Annotated in this window: 16 protein-coding genes; 12 read left to right on the top strand and 4 right to left on the bottom strand. The window is 69.9% G+C overall.

The genetic code is table 11. The features are described 5' to 3' along the window. Positions 1 to 94 precede the first annotated feature (94 nt). Positions 95 to 433, top strand: coding sequence for a type VII secretion target (locus AB8M46_RS23150; RefSeq protein WP_037339362.1), 339 nt, complete (start codon positions 95 to 97; stop codon positions 431 to 433). Next, a complete protein-coding gene (locus AB8M46_RS23145) occupies positions 430 to 1,848 on the top strand; it encodes a WXG100 family type VII secretion target (protein ID WP_394361538.1) in 1,419 nt (472 codons plus the stop codon). Before AB8M46_RS23150 ends, AB8M46_RS23145 begins: the two co-directional genes overlap by 4 nt. Here AB8M46_RS23145 and AB8M46_RS23140 read toward each other — a convergent pair whose 3' ends face one another. Next, positions 1,849 to 4,791: a BTAD domain-containing putative transcriptional regulator gene (locus AB8M46_RS23140; RefSeq protein WP_394361537.1), complete on the bottom strand. Its 2,943-nt coding sequence runs from the start codon at positions 4,789 to 4,791 to the stop codon at positions 1,849 to 1,851. Positions 4,792 to 4,963: 172 nt separating this feature from the next. On the opposite strand from AB8M46_RS23140, the gene bluB reads away from it, so the two are divergent. After that, the gene (gene bluB, locus AB8M46_RS23135) at positions 4,964 to 5,623 is read left to right on the top strand and encodes a 5,6-dimethylbenzimidazole synthase (RefSeq protein WP_394361536.1); all 660 of its coding nucleotides are present in this window, start codon (positions 4,964 to 4,966) and stop codon (positions 5,621 to 5,623) included. A gap of 78 nt (positions 5,624 to 5,701) precedes the next feature. Here bluB and AB8M46_RS23130 read toward each other — a convergent pair whose 3' ends face one another. Then, a complete protein-coding gene (locus tag AB8M46_RS23130; protein WP_037339351.1) occupies positions 5,702 to 6,202 on the bottom strand; it encodes a MarR family winged helix-turn-helix transcriptional regulator in 501 nt (166 codons plus the stop codon). A 196-nt stretch (positions 6,203 to 6,398) separates the two neighbouring features. On the opposite strand from AB8M46_RS23130, the gene AB8M46_RS23125 reads away from it, so the two are divergent. The 9 genes from AB8M46_RS23125 to AB8M46_RS23085 are packed head-to-tail and all read left to right on the top strand — an operon-like array spanning position 6,399 to position 16,758. Further along, positions 6,399 to 7,445: a hypothetical protein gene (locus tag AB8M46_RS23125; RefSeq protein ID WP_016335108.1), complete on the top strand. Its 1,047-nt coding sequence runs from the start codon at positions 6,399 to 6,401 to the stop codon at positions 7,443 to 7,445. Beyond that, positions 7,442 to 8,239, top strand: coding sequence for an aspartate/glutamate racemase family protein (locus tag AB8M46_RS23120; RefSeq protein ID WP_037339347.1), 798 nt, complete (start codon positions 7,442 to 7,444; stop codon positions 8,237 to 8,239). The genes AB8M46_RS23125 and AB8M46_RS23120 overlap by 4 nt, the downstream gene beginning before the upstream one ends. Beyond that, positions 8,217 to 9,488: an FAD-dependent monooxygenase gene (locus tag AB8M46_RS23115; protein ID WP_378429084.1), complete on the top strand. Its 1,272-nt coding sequence runs from the start codon at positions 8,217 to 8,219 to the stop codon at positions 9,486 to 9,488. The genes AB8M46_RS23120 and AB8M46_RS23115 overlap by 23 nt, the downstream gene beginning before the upstream one ends. Positions 9,489 to 9,522: 34 nt before the next feature. After that, on the top strand, positions 9,523 to 10,911 hold the full coding sequence (locus AB8M46_RS23110) for an MFS transporter (RefSeq protein WP_037339342.1): 1,389 nt from the start codon (positions 9,523 to 9,525) through the stop codon (positions 10,909 to 10,911). Continuing rightward, a complete protein-coding gene (locus tag AB8M46_RS23105; protein ID WP_394361535.1) occupies positions 10,908 to 11,774 on the top strand; it encodes an FAD binding domain-containing protein in 867 nt (288 codons plus the stop codon). The genes AB8M46_RS23110 and AB8M46_RS23105 overlap by 4 nt, the downstream gene beginning before the upstream one ends. Beyond that, positions 11,771 to 14,176, top strand: a complete 2,406-nt coding sequence (locus tag AB8M46_RS23100; RefSeq protein ID WP_394361534.1) for a xanthine dehydrogenase family protein molybdopterin-binding subunit — start codon at positions 11,771 to 11,773, stop codon at positions 14,174 to 14,176. Before AB8M46_RS23105 ends, AB8M46_RS23100 begins: the two co-directional genes overlap by 4 nt. Continuing rightward, positions 14,173 to 14,673, top strand: coding sequence for a (2Fe-2S)-binding protein (locus AB8M46_RS23095; protein ID WP_038512183.1), 501 nt, complete (start codon positions 14,173 to 14,175; stop codon positions 14,671 to 14,673). Before AB8M46_RS23100 ends, AB8M46_RS23095 begins: the two co-directional genes overlap by 4 nt. Then, positions 14,670 to 15,302 (top strand): SRPBCC family protein, encoded by a 633-nt coding sequence (locus tag AB8M46_RS23090; protein WP_394361533.1) that lies wholly within the window; start codon positions 14,670 to 14,672, stop codon positions 15,300 to 15,302. Before AB8M46_RS23095 ends, AB8M46_RS23090 begins: the two co-directional genes overlap by 4 nt. Beyond that, positions 15,289 to 16,758, top strand: coding sequence for an isochorismatase family protein (locus AB8M46_RS23085; protein ID WP_394361532.1), 1,470 nt, complete (start codon positions 15,289 to 15,291; stop codon positions 16,756 to 16,758). The genes AB8M46_RS23090 and AB8M46_RS23085 overlap by 14 nt, the downstream gene beginning before the upstream one ends. Before the next feature lie 184 nt (positions 16,759 to 16,942). On the opposite strand, the gene AB8M46_RS23080 is transcribed toward AB8M46_RS23085, so the two are convergent. Continuing rightward, entirely contained in the window at positions 16,943 to 18,043 is a 1,101-nt protein-coding gene (locus AB8M46_RS23080; RefSeq protein WP_394361531.1) for a cytochrome P450, read from the bottom strand. Between the two features lie 10 nt (positions 18,044 to 18,053). Continuing rightward, positions 18,054 to 18,575, bottom strand: a complete 522-nt coding sequence (locus AB8M46_RS23075) for a MarR family winged helix-turn-helix transcriptional regulator (protein ID WP_125736016.1) — start codon at positions 18,573 to 18,575, stop codon at positions 18,054 to 18,056. Positions 18,576 to 18,838: the final 263 nt, after the last annotated feature.

The raw sequence follows: 18,838 nt of genomic DNA, 5'->3' as shown, positions 1-18,838 counted from the left end.
GGAATGTTGTCTGTCCGCACAGAGCGAGCACGCGGGCGGCGGGAGGCTGGCATCGTGTCCGCGTTGACGCTCCGGCCCCTCGAAGGGATGGCAGATGAGTTTTCAGGTCGTACCGGCCGAAATCGGCAAGCACGCGGCCAATGTCGACGGGATCGCCGAGCGGTTGGGCACCGTGCTGTCGGCGGCGAACACCGCGGCCATGTCGGACGAGGCCTACGGTCTGATCTGCGCGTTCGTCCCGCCGTTCATCAATCCGGCGGAGGAGAAGACGATCGACTCGATCAAGGCCGCGATCGACGGCGTGAAGGCGACCGCCGCAAACTTGCGTACGGCCGAACGGTCCTACACCGAGCAGGACACCGCCGGTGTCGAGATGTTCAAGCAGTACGAGGCCGCGATCCCGGCGACGCCGAAGGAGAGGGCGCAGCGATGACCAACCCTCTCGTCGCCACACCGAAGGATTCCACCACCGCGGTGTCCGGCGTTCCCTTGCTCGAGTCCGCGACCGAGCTCAAGGCGTCCATCGAAAGCGGTGACTGGGCGTCCGTCGCCGTCGGCGCGGTCGGCACCGCCATGGACGCGGTGTCCGCCGCCCTCGATCCGTTCGGCACCATCCTCGCCGCCGGGGTCGGCTGGCTGATGGAGCACGTCGGACCGCTGAAGGAGGCGCTCGACGCCCTCGCCGGAGCACCGGACGAGATCGCCGCGCACGCCGAAACCTGGCAGAACGTGGCCGTCGAACTCGGCTCGATCAGTGCCGACCTGGACGCGATGGTCGTCGCCGAAACCGCGAACTGGGCCGGTGCAGCGGGCGACGCCTATCGCGCGCGGGGAGCGGACGTCGCGGCGCTGATCGGCGCCTGCCGGCAGGCCGCAGGCGGCGCGGCGTCCGGCACGAAGATCGGCGGGGAGGTGGTCACCGCGGTCCGCACCCTGGTCCGTGACACCATCGCCGAACTGATCGGCAGGCTGATCAGCTGGGCCCTGCAGGTACTGGCGACGCTCGGCCTCGGGATGACCTGGGTGCTGCCCCAGGTCACCGCCGCGATCGCGAAGACCGCATCCAAGATCGCCACCGTCGTCACCAAACTGGTCAAGGCGATGAGCGCGCTCGCGCCGTTGATGAAGAAGGCGAAGAACATCTTCGCCGAGGCGGAGAAGGCGCTCCGCAAGATCGACACGGGCAAGACCGGCCCGGCGGGGAAACCCCGCGGCCCGAAACCGGGCGGCGGCGAATACAGCGGCACGCGTGGCGGAGGCGGCGGCAAGGGGAAGAACTCCAAACCGCAACCCGAGCAGCCGCCCGGGCTTTCCCCGAACCTCGGGAAGTTCGACGAGCTGACCCAGGCGCAGAAGGACGCGGCGATCAAGATGAAACAGTGGATCCGCGACCACAAGGACAGCGGCCAGTTCGGCGCCTGGCACAACGGCGTGGACGACAACAAGCTCAACTCGCTGGGCTTGGGGAACAAGCCCACCCCCGGTCCCGGCTCGACCTGGGGCGGCAGGATCTACGGGAACCACGGCCAGGCGGGCGGCAAGATCGGGAACGAGGGCCGGTTGCCGCACAACGGCAAGACGAGCGATGGCAAGAATCACGCCGATCAGCCGTTCGGCCCGGACGGGAAGCCGACGAAACCGTACGACGGCAAGTACTACGAGTTCGATGTCCACCCGACGCCGCGGTACGACAACAAACCCATCCGGGACGCCGACCAGTACACGGACTTCAACGGGAAACCGTTGCCGGAGAACCAGCGTCCGAAGCCGGATCGCATCGTCATGGACGACAACGGCAAGTTCTATTACGCGCCGGGCCACTACGACAAGTTCTACGAGATCCCCTGATCACGACCTGCTCGAACCCGCGAGTTCCGTCCTGGTGCACTCCGCGGCGGGAAGACCCAGCTCGGCGTAGCGGGCGATCGCGCGTTCGTAGTGGTCGCGGACGGTTTCCGGGTCGGAGGCGACTCGTGCGAGCCCCCGGTGGGCGCGCGCGACCTGCTCGTGGCAGCCGTACCGGGTCGCCACTTCCAGGGCTTCGGCGTGGTTCGCGCCGGCCGTGTCCGGGTAGCCACAGGCCAGGCAGGCTTCGCCGAGTCCGTTGAGCGCCCACGATTCGCCGTCGCGTCCGCCGTGCCGCCGGAACAGGTCGAGCGCCTGACGGTGGTGGGCGGCCGCGTCGACCGGACGGCCGTCCAGCGCCTCGGCCCGTCCGAGTCCGTCGATGGCCCATGCCTCGCTGCCCCGATGACCGAGCCTGCCGAACAAGGCCGCGGCTTCGGCGTGCAGGCGGCAGGAATCGGCGTGTCCGCCTTCGTTCGCGGCGAGCTCCCCGAGACCGATCTTCACCCAGGCCTCGCCGAAACGGTGGCCCGCTTCCCGATGCAGCGCCATCGCCTGCCGAAGATGCTCGTATCCCTCTTCCCGGCGGTCGATCCGGGCTTCGACGGTGCCCAGCCGGGTGAGCTGATGCGCCTGACCGGTCAGGTCGCCGAGACGGTGGAACAGGGCCAGCGCGCGGGTGTAGTAGTCGGCGGCCTTGCGGTAATACCCGGCGCTCTCCTCGATCATTCCGACGTTGCCCAGTGCGCGTGCCTGGCCGAGCGGATTCCCGGCCTCGCCGAACAAGGCGTACGCCGCCCACATGTGCGCGGCGGCGGACTCGGCTCGGCCCGCTTGCATGTGGAGGCCACCGGCGGCGACCAGCGCGTCCGCTTCGGCGGCGCGGTCACCGATGGCGCGGGCGGCCTTGATGGCGTGCCCGTGGACGGCCAGCGCCGCCGTCTCGTGCCGTCCGTCGAGGTAGCGGAACAGCAGCGCGGACAGTGTCACGGCGTGTTCGGGTCTCCCGGCCGGGGCCAGCGCCTGGACGGTCGGCAGTTCGGCGTCCAGCCAGTCCCGGGCGCTGTCGGCGTCGTCGAACGCGGGCATCGCGCACTCCGGCGAAGCGACCGAGGGCCGGCGGTTCGCTTCGGCGGGGTAGAGGCGATCCATCGCCGCCGCGATGGTGGCGAGGTAGTAGCCGTAGACCCGGTCGAGCGCCGCGGGCTCGTCGCCCTCGATCTCCGCGGCGTACGCCTTCAGCAGGTCGTGCATGCCGTAGCGGTCGACACCGGTGGGGTGGACCAGATGCGCGCGGGCGAGAGCGTCCAGCACGGCCCTGGCCTCGTCGAAGGAGCGCCCGGTCAACGCGGCCAAGGCGTACGAGTCGAACACGGGCGCCGGATGCCTGCCGAGGAGGGCGAAGGCGCGGATGGTGTCTTCGCTGAGTTGCCGCAGCGACCACGAGAACACCGCCCGCACCGCGGCCCGCTGATCACCGCCGGAACTGAGCAGCTTCAACGTCTGCTGGGCGGCCCGCAGTTCGCCGACCAGCCGCGACAACGGGGTGGCGGGCCGGGACACGGCGAGTTCGGCCGCCAGGCGCAGGGTGAGCGGCAGCCGGACACACCGTTCGGCCAGTTCGGCGGTGGCCTCGGGTTCGGTGTCGACCCGGGCGCCGATCAGCCGCCGGAGCAGGTCGGCCGAGTCGTCCTCGGACAACCGGTCGACGTCGACCCGGTGGGCGCCGTGGAGCGCGACCAGCCCGGCGAGTGAATCGCGGCTGGTGACCACCACGGCGCAGGTGTGCGTGCCGGGGAGCAGGGGCCGGATCTGTTCGAGCGTCGCCGCGTTGTCCAGCAGGACGAGCATCCGCCTGCCCGCCACCTCGGTGCGGAACCGGGCGGCGCGTTCCGCCTGCCCCGGCGGCATCCGCGTGCCTTCGGGCAGCAGCGCGGACAGGAGGGCGGCCAGCGCGTCGGCCGAGGACATCGGCTCGCCGGGGGCGTAGCCGCACAGATCCAGGTACAGCTGCCCGTCGGGAAAGCGGTCGCGGACCCGGTGGCCCCAGTGCACGGCGGTCGCGGTCTTGCCCGCCCCGGCCGTACCGGTGAGGCAGACGAGGACCGGTTCTTCGCCGGTGCCGTCGGCGACCCGGTCCAGTTCGGCCAGCACGTCGGCCCGGCCGGTGAACGCCGCGACGTCGGCGGGCAGCTGGGCGGGCACGGGGGCAGACGCCGCGCTCGTCGTCGGCAGGTCGTGGCGGAGCACGGCCTCGTGCACGGCGGCGAGCTCCGGCCCGGGATCCGCGCCCAGTTCTTCCCGCAGTGCGCGAAGAATCCGCTCGTAGTGGGTGAGCGCGTCGGCGCCGCGGCCCACGGCGTACAGCGCCCGCATCAACGCCGCCGCGGCGGGTTCCTGCAACGGATTCTCGTCGGTGAGTTCGGTCAGGCGGGTTAACGTCGCCGCCGCGTCGCCGTCGCGGATCTTGGCGTCGGCCCACGCGACGATCGCCGCCGTGTACTCCTGACGGAGCGTGCGGCGGGTGCGTTCGGCCCAATCTCCGCGCAGCCCGGCGAGTGGCTCCCCTTCCCAGAGTTCGAGTGCCGCGCTCAGCTTGGTGACGTCGGCCGGGTGCTCGCGGAGCAGACGCCGGAACCGGAAGACGTCGACCTGTTCGGGCCGGGCGACGAGGCGGTAGCCACCGGGATCCCTGGCCACCCGTGCGCCACCGGGATCGGCCTGTTCCAGCGCGCGCCGGATCCGCGTGATGTGCGCCTGCAGGGAACGGCGCACCTGCCCGGGCGGCGACTCGCCCCAGACCCGGTCTATCAGCAGATCGACGCCGACGGTTCGGCCAGCTTCGAGCAGCAGCACGGCGAGTACGGCCTGCCTGCGCGGCTCGCCGATGGCGACGGCCTGCCCGCCCACCTGCAGCCGGACCGGCCCCAGTAACCGGAAATCCACGTGATCCCCTCGCAATCCTCCCGCCCGGAAGAATGGTAGAACCGGTATTTCGGTCACCACAACATCTTTCGGGACAAGCCGAACAGAAATCCTTTTATCGCAAGGGAAAGGAACAGAAAGAACCGATACCCTGTTGGCGGATAACGGCGGTGGTCAGGCATGATCACGACTCATGAAGCGTGACGCAGACGACCGTTCGTTGTACGAGACCATCTTCCGCCGCCGGGACACCAGGGGTGAGTTCACCGGAGAGCCGATTCCGGCGGAGGTCCTGCGTCGCGTGCTGAGCGCGGCGCACGCGGCACCGAGCGTCGGCCTGTCCCAGCCATGGGATTTCGTCGTCGTGTCCGATATGGACCTTCGCAAGAGGTTCCGTGAACATGTGCTGGCCGAACGCGAAGTGTTCGAAGGCGGGCTGGATGCCGAGAGGGCCCGTGTTTTCGCGCCGATCAAGATCGAAGGGATCGTGGCGTCTTCCGCGGGCATCGTGGTCGGCTACGACCCGTCGCGCGGTGCGCCGGATGTCCTGGGACGGCACGCGATCGCCGACGCCGGCCTGTACTCGGTGTGCCTGGCCATCCAGAACCTCTGGCTCGCGGCGACCGCCGAAGGGCTCGGCGTCGGCTGGGTCAGCTTCTACCGCGAAGAGTTCTTGCGTGACCTGGTCGGGTTGCCCGAACACGTGCGCCCGGTGGCGTGGCTGTGCGTCGGCCCGGTGCGCGATCTGCCGACGGTGCCCGATCTGGAACGGCACGGCTGGCGGGAACGTCTCCCGCTCGACTCGGTGCTGCACTACGACCAGTACTCGAAAGGGCAGGTGAGCGGTCCGTGAAGGCCTCCTTGAGGGACCCAGAGTCCCTCAAGGAGGCCTTCACGGACACGACGCCTGGGGGAGCGCCGCGCGAGACGGTCAGCGCAGCTTGTCGACCTCGGCGATCCGTTCCCAGCGCGCACCGAGTGCGTTGAGCAGCGCGGCCATGTCGATGTCGTCGTCGCCGTCGAGGAGCGCCTTGTCCAACCTGCGGGCACGGCGGTTGACCTGGCTCAAGACCGACTTGCCCTCGTCGGTGAGCGAAAGCAGTTTGCGCCGCGCGTCGTGCGGGGATTCGACGCGCCGGATGAGCCCTCGCCGCTCCAGCCTGCGGCACAGGTCGGCCATCGTCGACGTGTCGAGGGCGACCGCGCCCGCGAGCGAGCTCTGGTCGCTCTCCGGGTAGGCGCGGACCGCGGACAGGACCGCGAACTGCGGACCGGTCAGCACCGGGTCCACGTGACGGTTCCACGCGGCGAGGTAGGCCTGATACAGCCGCCGGGCGCCGTAGCCGGGGGCCGCCAGCAGGTCCGACGGCGTCGCGGGAGTGACGGCTGGTGCGTCGTCCCTGCGCCGGCCCGTGCGCGCCGATTCACCCATCGCTACTCCTTGTCGGCTCCAACCCGCTGCCCGGGCCCCCGCGGTGATCCTACGTGTCCGGACGGTCGCTCACGGGAAGGCCGCCGAGATCCGTCCGCTGTCACCTCTTGCGTATCCGGATAGTACGTGTTCGTATGAAGCACGGTCTTCCGTATCCGGATAGTACGTGCTCGGATCAATATGGAGGTGGTCGGCGATGGACCGGAACCTGTTCAACGACATCTGTTTGCGCCAGCTGACGTTCTCGGGGGTGCACGAGGGCGAGACCGTGGTGGTGCTGACCCGCGGTGGTGAGCGGGCGGAGTACGCCGACGCCTTCTTGTGGGCCGCGCAGCAGCTCGGCGCCTCGGCCTACCACATGCGGCTGCCCTCGCCGGTCAGCGCGGCGGGCGCGTGGGCGGTGGGCGACTCGGGGCTCGGGAACATCCCGTTGGCCGTGGAGGCGCTCAAGAGCGTCGACATGGTGGTCGACTGCACGTTCCTGTTGTTCAGCAAGGAACAGTTCGCCATCCAGGACGCGGGCACCCGGATCCTCACCGCCGTCGAACCGCCCGAGCTGCTGGCCAGGCTCATGCCGACGAAGGAACTGCGCGAGCGCGTGGAGATCGGCGCGGAGCTCCTGGCCAAGGCCGGCACGATGCGCATCACCAGCCCGGCGGGTACCGACGTCACGTATCAGCTCGGCGTGTACCCGACGTTGTCCGAATACGGCTACACCGACACGCCCGGCCGCTGGGACCACTGGCCGGCGGCGTTCGTGTTCACCGGCGGCGCCGACGACGGCGTCGACGGGAAGATCGTGCTGTCGCCGGGCGACGTTCTGTTGCCGTTCAACACCTACGTACAGACCCCGGTCGAAATCACCATCGAACAGGGCTTCATCCGGGACATCCGCGGCGGAGCCGGATCGTCCGGGCTCGACGCGGATCTGCTGCGCTCCTACATCGAGAGTTTCGACGATCCCCGCGGCTACGGCATGAGCCACGTGGGCTGGGGCCTCGACGAGCGCGCGCACTGGCACGGCCTGACCCAGTTCCCCGGCGGGATGGGCATGGAACTGCGGAGTTTCTACGGCAACGTCATGTTCTCCATCGGCCCCAACAACGAACTCGGCGGCCCGAACGACACACCTTGCCACTTCGACATCCCGATGCGCGGCAATTCCCTTTACCTGGACGACGAACTGATCGTCGACAACGGCGAGCTGACCGTCGCCGAGATGCGTCCGGCGGCCCGCCGATGACCGACCACCACATCGGGATGATCGTCCCCAGCTCGAATCTCACGATGGAGACCGAGCTGCCGCGGATGCTGCGCGCCAGGGAGGAGGCCGAGCCGGGGGACCGGTTCGTCTTCCATTCCGCGCGGGCCCGGATGCGGCACGTCGAACCCGAACAGCTGCGGGCGATGAACGCCCAGGCCGGGCGCGCCGCGGCGGAACTCGCCGACGCCAAGCCCGGCGTCGTCGCCACCGCGTGCCTCGTGGCGATCATGGCTCAGGGACCCGGCTACCACTGCACCGCCGAAGACGACATCACGCGTGTCCTGCGTGAGGAGGGCTGTGACGCGCCGGTCGTCTCCAGCGCCGGTGCGCTGCTGTCCGGGCTCGAAGCGCTCGGCGCCCGCAAGGTCGCGATCATCACGCCTTATATGAAGCCGTTGACCAAGGCGGTGGCGGACTACATCGAGGACGCCGGATTCGAGGTCGCCGACGCCCTTTCGCTGGAGGTGCCGGACAACCTCGCCGTGGCGCGGCTGGATCCCGCCGGGCTGCGGGAACACCACCGCAGGCTGAATCTGTCCGATGTGGACACCCTGGTGCTGTCCGCCTGTGTGCAGATGCCGTCGCTGCCCGCGATCCAGCCGGTGGAGGACGAGATCGGGATCCCGGTCCTGTCCGCGGCGACGGCCACGACGTTCCGGATCCTGACGGAACTCGGCGTCGAACCCACGGTGCCCGGCGCCGGGAGGTTGCTCAGTGGCGCGGAAGCGTTGACGAAGACGGGAGGCGGGCATGGCCGCGAGTCAGTCGTTTGAGGTCGTTGTCGTCGGAGGCGGGCTCGGTGGGCTCTGCGCCGCGTTGTCCTTGCGGCAGCGGGGTCTGCGCGTGACCGTGGTCGAGGCGGCCCCGGCGCTGGGCGAGATCGGCGCGGGGATCCAGACCGCGCCGAACGCCAGCCGGATCCTCATCGGTCTCGGGCTGCGCGCCCGGCTGGAGCGGGTGCGGACCGAGCCGCAGGACCAGGTGCGCCGTCGCTGGGCCGACGGCAGCATCATCGCCCAGCTGGAGCTGGGCGGGCGGGTGACCGACCAGTACGGCGCGCCCTACTGGCACTACCACCGCGCCGACCTGCACGGAGTGCTGCTCGACGCCTGCCTGGATCCCGACGGCATCGGTCCGGTGGTGCGGGTGGCGACCGGCGCGCGGGTGGTCGACCTCGACCGGACGGTGCCCGACCGGCCCGCCGTGATCGCCGCCGACGGACGCCGGTTCACCGGCGACCTCGTGATCGGGGCGGACGGCATCCGGTCTTCGGTGCGCGATCTCGCCGGTTTCGACGACACCCTCGCGTTCTCCGGCGAGATGGCGTACCGGGCGCTGATCTCGGGCGACCTGATCGCGCAAGATCCCGCCACCCGCTTCCTGTCCGACCGGTACCACTCCACGATCTGGTACGGCCCCAACAAACACCTGGTGCACTACATGATCCGCGGCGGGGAGTACCTCAACGTGGTCGCGATCGTGCCGTGCACCGAAACGGTGGAGAAGGACTGGAGCGGACCGGCGACCGCCGCCGAACTCGCCGCGGAGTACCACGACTGGGACGATCGGGTTCCGACGATGCTGGCGAAGGCGAAGGACGAGGACGTCTCGGTGTGGGCGATGTACCGCCGCCGCCGTGACCCGGTCTGGGTCGACGGCCGGGTCGCCCTGCTCGGCGACGCGTGCCACGCGATGCTGCCGTACCAGGCGCAGGGCGCGTCCCAGGCGATGGAAGACGCCGCGGTGCTGGCCGAGGAGCTGGGTCGCGTCACGCGCGACGGGATCGACGATGCCCTGGTCCGCTACGTGGACCGGCGCGCCAAGCACGCGGGCATGGTCCAGGACGCCTCGCTGCAGAACATGGACTTCTATCACCTGCCCGACGGTCCCGAACAGCGTGAACGGGACGAGAAGCTACGGCGCTTCGACGGCGAATCCGACGTGTCCTACGACTGGCTGTGGAACGGCAGCCCGCTCACCGACCCCGACACCGAGTCCATCCACTACCAGTTCGCCCGCTGAGGCGCGCTGGCCGGCAATCGCATCGGAGTGGTTCATGCGTACTGGTGATCAGATCGTCCAGGATCTGCCCTGGCGATGGAGCGTGCAGGGAAAGATCTTCCTCATCGGCGGGCTGGGCTACATGTTCGATGCCTGGGACGTCGCGCTGAACGGATTCCTCACCCCGCTCGTCGGGACGGAATTCGGCTTGTCCGCCGGCGGGAAGGGCCTGGTGGCCACCGCGAACCTGATCGGCATGGCCGTCGGCGCGGTCGTCTGGGGCACGATCGCGGACCGGATCGGCCGGAAACGGGCGTTCAGTGTCACGCTGCTGCTGTTCGCGCTGTTCTCCGTGCTGGGCGCGCTCGCGCCGAACGTGGAGACGTTCCTGGCGCTGCGTTTCCTGGCGGGGATCGGACTCGGCGGCTGTATCCCGGTGGACTACGCGATCGTCAGCGAGTTCTCCCCGCGCAAGCAACGCGGCCGGGTGCTGTCCGCGATGGACGGCTGGTGGCCGATCGGGACCACGCTGGCTGCCATCACCGCGACGCTGCTGCTCCCGGTCCAGGGGAACTGGCGCTGGATGCTGGTCTTGATGATCCTGCCCGCGCTGTTGCTGTTCTGGGTGCGGCGTGGCGTCCCGGAATCACCGCTTTACCTGGTGCGCAAGGGCCGCGAGGCGGAGGCGCGGGCCGTGATCGACGACCTCGTGCGCCGCACGGGAGCGACACCGGAGCCGTATTCGGTCCCGCCCGCGGTGGTCGAGGACACCCGCGGCGGCGCGGTCGCGGCCGCGTTCGATCAGCTGCGCCGGGTGTGGGCGTTCAACCCGAGGATCACGGCGGTGGCGTGGTCGCTGTTCATCAGCGTCATGCTGGTCTACTACGCCGCGCTCAGCTGGATGCCGTCGATCCTGCGGGCGCAGGGATTCGGCGAGATCGCCGCCTTCGCGTCGACCGCGCTGATGAACGCGACCGGCATCGTCGGCGTCGCGGTGGCCGTGCTCCTGGTCGACAAGGTCGGCCGCAAGCGGATCATCATGGTCGCCGGCCCGCTCACCGCGCTGTCGCTGGTGGTGTTCTCCCTGCTGCTCGACACGCCTGCCGCCGCGGTGGTGGCGATCGGCGCGTTCGGCCTGTTCGCGCTGGTGGTCATCCCGGTGATGTACGCCTACGTCTCCGAGCTCTACCCGACGGAACTCCGGGCTTCGGGGTTCGGCTGGGCGTCGTCGTCGAGCCGGGCGATCACCGGATTCGCGCCCCTGCTGTTCGGCAGCGTGCTGTGGCCGGTGCTCGGGTTGCCGCTCACCTTCACCGTGCTGGGTGTGCTCGTGGTGGCCGCGGTCGTGTTCATGAAGCTGGGCGCGCCGGAGACCCGCGGCCGCGAACTCGACCGGATCGTCGACCCGGTCGAGGCGCCCGCCGAGACCAGGACGGCTCTGTGAAGCCCGCCGCGTTCCGGTACCACCGGGCCCGCGACGTCACCGACGCCGTCGGCCTGCTCGGCGAACTCGCCGCGGCGGGCGAGGATCCGAAACTCATCGCCGGCGGCCAGAGCCTGATGCCGATGATGAACTTCCGGCTCGCCCGCCCCACGGCGCTGGTGGATCTGGGACCGTTGCGCCGGGACCCGGCGCTGAACTCCTTCCGGCGCAACGGTTCCAGCCTCACCATCGGCGCGCTGGTCACCCATCGGGCGGTCGAGCTCGCCGAGCTGGGACCGGATTTCGACGTGCTTTCCCGCGCGATGCGGTGGGTGGGGCATCTGCCGATCCGGTCCCGCGGCACGGTGGCGGGCAGCGTCGTCCACGGTGACTCGACCGCGGAATGGTGCCTGCTCGCCCTCCTGCTCGACGCGGTCATCGTCGCCGAAGGGCCGCGCGGCCCCAGGGAGATCCCGGCCGAGGAGATGTTCCACGGCTTCTACACCACGGCCGTCGAACCGGACGAGGTCGTGACCGCGGTGCGCTTCACGAGGCCGTCGCCCCGGGCCGCGCTGACCGAATTCGCCCGCCGTCACGGCGATTTCGCGATCGTCGACGCCGCGGTGAGCATCGACGCGGAGCATGGCAGCCGCGTCGTGCTCGGCGGCGTCGCCCCCGCGCCCGTCCGGGTGCCCGAAGCCGAAGCGCTACTCGACGGCGGCGTTCCCGGGCCGGAGTTGTTCGCCGCGTGCGGGGCTGCCGCTGCCGCGGCGATCGAGCCGTCCGACGACGCGGCGGGCAGCGCGGCCTACCGCCGCCGGCTGGCGCGCACGCTCGTCACCCAGGCGCTGCACGAGGCATGGGAGAAAGGAGAAACGCGATGACCGCACGGTTCGACGGGCGCCACGGCCGCTGGGTCGGCGCGTCCGTGCCCCGGCGCGAGGATCCCCGCCTGCTCACCGGCCGCGGCCGGTTCGTTGACGACATCCAGCTGCCGGGAATGCTGCACGCGGCCTTCGTCCGTTCGACGGTCGCGCACGGCAAGCTCGCCGGGATCGACCTGTCGGCCACCTTGGCGGTCGAAGGAGTGGTCGCCGCGTATACGGCGGAAGACCTGGGGCTCGGGGACATCGTCGCGTTGCTCGACCGCCCGCCCGAGGAGTTCTCGCCCACCGCGATGCCGATCCTGGCCAGGGAGAAGGTGCGGTTCACCGGCGAACCGGTGGCGCTGGTCGTCGCCCGCGATCCGTACAGCGCAGAGGACGGTGTCGAGGCCGCGGTGGTGGAGTACGAGCCGCTCGGGGCGATCGTGTCGGAGGAGTCGGCGTTCGCCGAGGGCGCTCCGCTCGTGCACGACGAGGCGCCCGGCAACGTGCTGGTCGACGTGTCGATGTTCGACACGCCTGGTGTCGACGCGGCGTTCGAAGCGGCCCGCGCGAGCGGCGGCCGGGTGGTCGAGGTCGTCACGAAGAGCGGGCGGCAGAACGCGCTCCCGCTCGAAACACGGGGAGTCGTGGCGTCCTGGGACGACCACGACGACCAGTTGCTCGTCCAGATGTGCACGCAGGTGCCGCATCAGGTGCGCACGGCGATGGCCCGTTCGCTGCGGGTCCCCGAACGCACCGTGCGGGTGACCGTCCCGGACATGGGCGGCGGTTTCGGCCAGAAATGTGTCGTCGGCCGCGAGGAGATCGCGGTCGCGGCGGCGGCCCGGCGGCTGAACCGGCCGGTGAAGTGGATCGAAGACCGGCGCGAGGCGCTCACGGCCGGATTCCTTGCCAGGGAACAGCGTTACCGCACGCTGGCGGCGTTCGACGAGGACGGGCGGATCACCGCGCTGGACGTCGACGTCGTCTGCGACATGGGCGCCTACTCCTGCTACCCGTTCACGGCGGGGATCGAGCCGCTGATGGCGTCGGCCGAGATGCCGAGCGTGTACCAGGTGCCCGAGTATCGCGTCCGTGCCCGCGCCATCGCGAGCAACAAGGCGCCGACGGCGCCGTATCGCGGGGTCAGCCGTCCGCAGTACGTGATGGCGATCGAACGGATCATGGAACGCGCGGCGCGGGAACTCGGCCTCGATCCGGTCGAGATCCGGCGGCGCAACGTGATCACGCAGTTCCCGTACACCGGGGTCAACGCCATCACCTACGACCCCGGCACCTACCGCGAATCGCTCGAACTCGCCGAGGCGGCGATCCGGGACGAGGGCTGGTACGAGATCCGGGAGCGCGCCGCCGCCGAGGGCAGGCACATCGGCATCGGTTACTGCTGTTTCTCCGAGCGGACCGGATACGGCTCGGGTGCCTTCGCCAAACGGAAGATGGCCGTGGTCCCCGGTTTCGACATCTCCGAGATCCGGATGGACACCACCGGCTCCGTCGTGGTCACCAGCGGGACCATGAACCACGGCCAGTCGCACGAGACGACGCTGGCGCAGATCGTGGCCGACCGGCTCGGGCTGCACCTCGACCAGGTCAAACTGCGTCAGGGCGACACCGAGCGCATCGCCTACGGCTGGGGGACGTTCGCTTCCCGCTCGGTGACGATCGGTGGCTCTGCGGTGTCCCTCGCCGCCGGGAAACTCGGAGAACTGTTGTGCAAGATCGCCGCGCATCTTCTCGAGACGAGTCCCGACAACGTCCGCCTCGACGGTGACGGCGGCGTCGTCCAGATCGACGATCCGGAGCGTCGCGCGTCGTTCGAGGAGATCGCCGACGTGGCGTACCTGCGCAGTCATCTGCTGCCCAAGGACGTCGAGCCGACGCTGACGGCCACGGCGAGCTTCGACGTACCCGGCGACGGCACCTTCTCGAACGCCACGCACGCCGTGGTCGTCGAAGCCGATCCGGGCACCGGCCAGATCAAGATCCTGCGCTACGCGTGCGTCGAGGACTGCGGGGTGGTGATCCACCCGCAGGTCGTCGACGGCCAGTGCCGCGGCGGGATCGCGCAGGGTATCGCCGGCGCGTTGTTCGAGGAGATCACCTATGCGGGTAACGGGGAACCGTCGGCCGCGAGCTTCATCGACTACCTGGTCCCGACCGCGACGGAGATACCGGACATCACCGTCACCCATCTCGAAACCCCTTGCGCGTTCACGGAAAACGGCGCGAAGGGGGCGGGGGAGGGCGGCACTATCGGCGCACCCGCCGCGGTGCTGAACGCGATCAACGACGCGTTGCGCCACACGGGAGTCGAACTCGACGTGACCCCGGTGCATCCGCAGACCGTGCTCGCCGCGCTCGACGCGGGGGTCCACAAGGAAATGAGCGTTCCATCATGAGCGACCGGCACCTGATCGACCTGAACGTCAACGGCGAGACGCACGAGGCCCTCGTCGAACCGCGCAAGACCCTGCTCGACGTGCTGCGGCACGACCTCGGGCTCACCGGCACCCATGTCGGCTGCGAGCACGGCGTGTGCGGCGCGTGCACCGTCCTCGTCGACGGCGAACCGGTGCGGGCGTGCCTGATGTTCGCCGTGCAGGCGGAGTCGGCCGAGATCCGCACGGTCGAATCGCTGGGGCGCGACGGCGAACTTTCCGATCTGCAGCGGTCTTTCAGCGAGCACCACGGCCTTCAGTGCGGCTTCTGCACCCCCGGATTCCTCATGCTGGCCGAAGGTTTTCTGGCTCAGCGGCCGGACGCCGGCCGCGAGGAGATCCGCGAGGCCGTCTCGGCGAATCTGTGCCGCTGCACCGGTTATCAGACGATCGTGGACGCGATCGAGGCGACCGCGACCCGTCGATGCCACGCCAAGGAGAAGGAGGCGACAGCGTGATCCTGGAGAACCAGCTGTCCGTACCGGCGGGACCCGACGAGGTCTTCGCCTTGATCAACGACGTCGAACGGGTGGCGGGCTGTCTGCCCGGCGCGACCCTCGACGGACGGCAGGACGACGCCTATCTCGGCCGTGTCAAGGTCAAGGTCGGCCCGATCACCGCCGCCTACTCGGGCACCGTGCGGTTCACCGACGTCACCGAGGCCGATCGCAGCCTGCGGCTGGTGGCCAGGGGAGCGGACGCCCACGGCAACGGTGACGCCGAGGCCGACGTGACGCTGACCGTGCGCGAGGCACCCGGCGGCGCCACCATCGAGTTGCGCACCGATCTGTCGATCCGCGGCAAGCTCGCCCAATTCGGCAAGGGCGCGATCGGCGCCGTCTCCACCCGGCTGCTCGATCAGTTCGCCCGCAATCTCGCGGACCAGCTTCGAGCGGGGCCCGTCGCGGCCGCTCCCGCGCCGGTACCGGAGGCCGTCGACGGTCTCGCCATGATGCTTCCGGAGGGCGTCAAACGTTACGGCGTGATCGCGGCCGCCGCGGCGCTCGGGCTGTTCCAGGGCTGGCTGCTGGGCCGGATCCGCACCCAGGACAAACTGATCAAGGAGTTGCAGCGTGCCCGTCCATGAAAGCCTCGACAGCGTGTACGACCGGGCCGGTTTCGGGGCGAGCGTGCTGCGCGGATCGCGTCCGGCGCTGGTCGTGGTCGACCTGACCCGGGGGTTCACCGAACCCGCGTTCCCGTCCGGCGCCGACCTCACCGCCGAAGTCACCGCGACCGCCGCCCTCGTCGCCGAAGCCCGGCGACGAGGTGCGCCGGTGATCTACACCGCGATCAGTTACACACCGGCCGAGGCGGACGGTGACGCCGTCGCGTGGCTGCGGAAAGCGCCCGGGATGCGGGCGCTCCGCGAAGGCAGCGACGCGGTCGCCCTCGATCCGCGGCTCGAACAGCGTGAAGGCGACCATCTCATCCTGAAGAAGGGCGCGTCGGCGTTCCACGGGACGTCGCTGGCCGCGCTTCTCACGAGCCTGGGCACCGACACCGTTGTCGTTTGCGGCGCGACGACTTCGGGATGTGTCCGCGCGACCGCCGTCGACGCCGTCCAGTCCGGCTTCGACACCCTCGTCGTCCGGGACGCCTGTGGTGACCGTGCCGCCGGGCCCCACGATGCCGCTTTGTTCGACCTGCAAGCGAAATACGCGGACGTCGTCGATCTCGACGAGGCCCTGACGTATCTCGGGAATCCGGATCGCCGCACGCTCGGCCAGCCCGCGTTGGCGGATCTCGGCGACGTGCCGGCGACCAGCCGCTGGGTGACGTCGGGTTCGGTCCGCCTGCACGTACTCGACTACGGTCCCGCCGACGGCGTCCCGGTGCTCGTGCTGCCGGGAATCACCAGCCCCGCGGTCACGATGGACTTCGTGGCACGGGAACTCACCGATCTCGTGCGCCCGCTCGTGCTCGACGTCCGCGGGCGCGGGTTGTCCGATGACGGCGCGGAGTACGACCTGGCGAGCTACGCCGCGGACGTCGACGCTGTCGTGGACGGGCTCGGGCTGCGTGATCCGATCCTTTTCGGACACTCGATGGGTGCGCGGATCGCGGCCCGTGCCGCCACCACCCGGCCATTTCGGGGCACGGTGCTGGCCGATCCGCCGCTGAGCGGCCCCGGACGGGCACCGTATCCGACCACTCTCGACGCGTTCCTCGGGCAACTCGGCCAGGCCCGCCGGGGCACCGACGCCGACGAAGTGGCCCGATCCTGGCCGCGATGGCCGCGCCGCGAACAGGAATTGCGCGCCCGCTGGCTGGCTTCGTGCTCCCGCGACGCGATCGTCGCCACGCACGCCGGGTTCGAATCCGAGGACTTCTTCGACGACTGGCCGAAGGTGCCCGCTCCGACGTATTTCCTGTACGGCGGCGCGAGTCCGGTCGTCACCGCGCGTGGTGCGGCCGAAGCGGCCGAGCGCAATCCGTCGGCGGAGTTCGTCGAGATCCCGGAGGCGGGGCACATGATCTTCTGGGACGAGCCGGAGGCTGCTCTCTCCGCGCTGCGGGAAGCGTTGCGAAAATTGCTGTAGCCGCCGTACCTCGGGTGACCGGACGGACGACACACGTGACTGGACGGACGGCACGCGTGTTCAGACGGACGACTCGCGGCGAAACCCCTTCGCGCGGGTGTCGTCCATCCAGTCACGCGTGTCGTCCGTCTGATCACACGTGCCGTCCCGTCGATCACGCGAGCTGTCGGCGCTGTACAGGTGATCACCAGTCGATCGGCACCGCGACCGGGCCTCGGAGCGTCAGGAACATCCGCCGCCAGGCGACTTCTTCGAGCGGTACCGCGAGGCGCAGTCCCGGGGCGGCAGCCAGAAGCGCGGCGACACCGGTCCGCAGTTGCAGGCGGGCCAGTGCCGCGCCGAGGCAGTGGTGCGGTCCGTGGCCGAAGGTCAGATGTCCTTGCGTGCGAAGGGGATCGACTCGCTCAGGTTTGGGAAACCGCCGGGGGTCGTGGTTGCCCGCCTGCAGGGAGGCGAGGACGAACTCGCCCGCGCGGATCGTCACCCCGCCGACGTCTGCGTCTTCGACCGCGACCCGCCCCTGGTCTGCGGCCGAACCTTGGTCCTGGCGAAGGAATTCCTCGATCGGCGCGGGATCGCGGGGCAGTTCAGGGTCGGCCGCCAGCCGCAACACGACCTGGGCCAACGCGTTCGCGGGCGGGACGTATCCGCCGAGAAGGATCGCGAAGGCGAGTTGGGTGACCTCGTCCGGCCGCAGCGCGTCGCCGTCGTCGTCCCGGGCCTGCAACAGGCCGGTCAGGAGATCTTCGCCGGGCGCGCGGCGTTTCGCCTCGACGAGTTCCGCGAGGTAGTCACCCAGCTTCCGGGAGGACTCGGTCATCTCCTCGTAGCTCGGCGCGGTGAACACCGCGAGCATGCCGTCCGCCCAGCTCCGCAGCGCGTCACGAGCCGACGGTGGAACACCGAGGAGTTCGTTCAGCACCGAGAGGGCGAACGGGATCGCGTATCCCTCAAGGACTTCCGCGGGCGGACCCGGTGCGAGCAGCTTCGCGACCAGGTCTTCCGCGATCGCTTCGACCCGCGGCCGCAGGAACTCCACCCGGCGCGGGGTGAGTGCCTTGCCCGCGATGCGCCTGAGCCGCGCGTGGTCGGGGCCGTTCATGCTGAAGAGCAGAGCGTCGGCGCCGGTCTCGGGAACCCCGGGCAGCCAGACGCGGAATCGCGGATCGGTCAGCAGGGCACGGATGTCGTCGTAGCGAGTGACGAGCCAGGCGTCCTCGCCGGTCGCGAGACGCACGCGGCTCACGGGCTCCTCGAGTTCGGTCGCCGTGAACGGGTAGTCCATTTGCTTCCCCCTATTTCTTCGGTTTGCCGGTCACCTCTTCGGCCAGCGAGTGCAGCGGCATCAGCGCGGCGGGGTCCCCGCCCACCTTGAGCGCACGGGCGGTGAGCAGGCGGTACAGCTCGTCCGCCGCCCGGACCAGGCGCGCCGCGCGTTCCGCGGCCGAATCCTCGTCCGGATCGAGTTCGGTGAGCGCCGCCGCGAGAACCTGCTCTGCGTCACGCTGCTGGCGCTGTGCGACCGCCGTGACCAGGCCGTCGACCGGGGAGACCAGGGTGCGGCGGCGGTCGGCCGGATCCGGATGGGTGCGCAGGGCGCCCCGCTCACGCAGCTTGGCGACGGCGGCGGAGACGTGGCTCTGCGCGAAACCGGTGCGCGCGGTCAGCTCGCTGATCGACAGCCCCGGCGCTTCGACGACCACCGAGATCAGCACGAGATAGATCTCCGGCACCTCGGGATCGGCGTCGTCGCGCATGCCCTGGGACGCCAGTTCCATCAGGTGCTTGCCGAGCAGGTACAGCTCACCGGCTTTCATATCGGAAACGATACATCTAAAACGATGTATTTCGCCAGGTGATTGCCGTGGTCGCGCACGGCGACCCGTCCGAGCGAGCCGTCCGCGAGGCTAGCGGAGAATCCCTGACTCGATCCCGATCTCTGACCAGGCGATTCAGGCCATGACGTAGGCCCCAGGTCCGACTGGCACCAGTCAAGATCGGTCCTCGGTCCGACGCGAGCGGATGCCCGGCCGGGATGGACTGGCGAGCGACGTGATCACGCTCGACGGAAAGAAGACCT

The organism is Amycolatopsis sp. SB7-3 (assembly GCF_041021335.1).
Taxonomy (GTDB): domain Bacteria; phylum Actinomycetota; class Actinomycetes; order Mycobacteriales; family Pseudonocardiaceae; genus Amycolatopsis; species Amycolatopsis japonica.
Note: the sequence above shows the minus strand (reverse complement) of the source record. Positions and strands in the feature narration are given on the sequence as shown.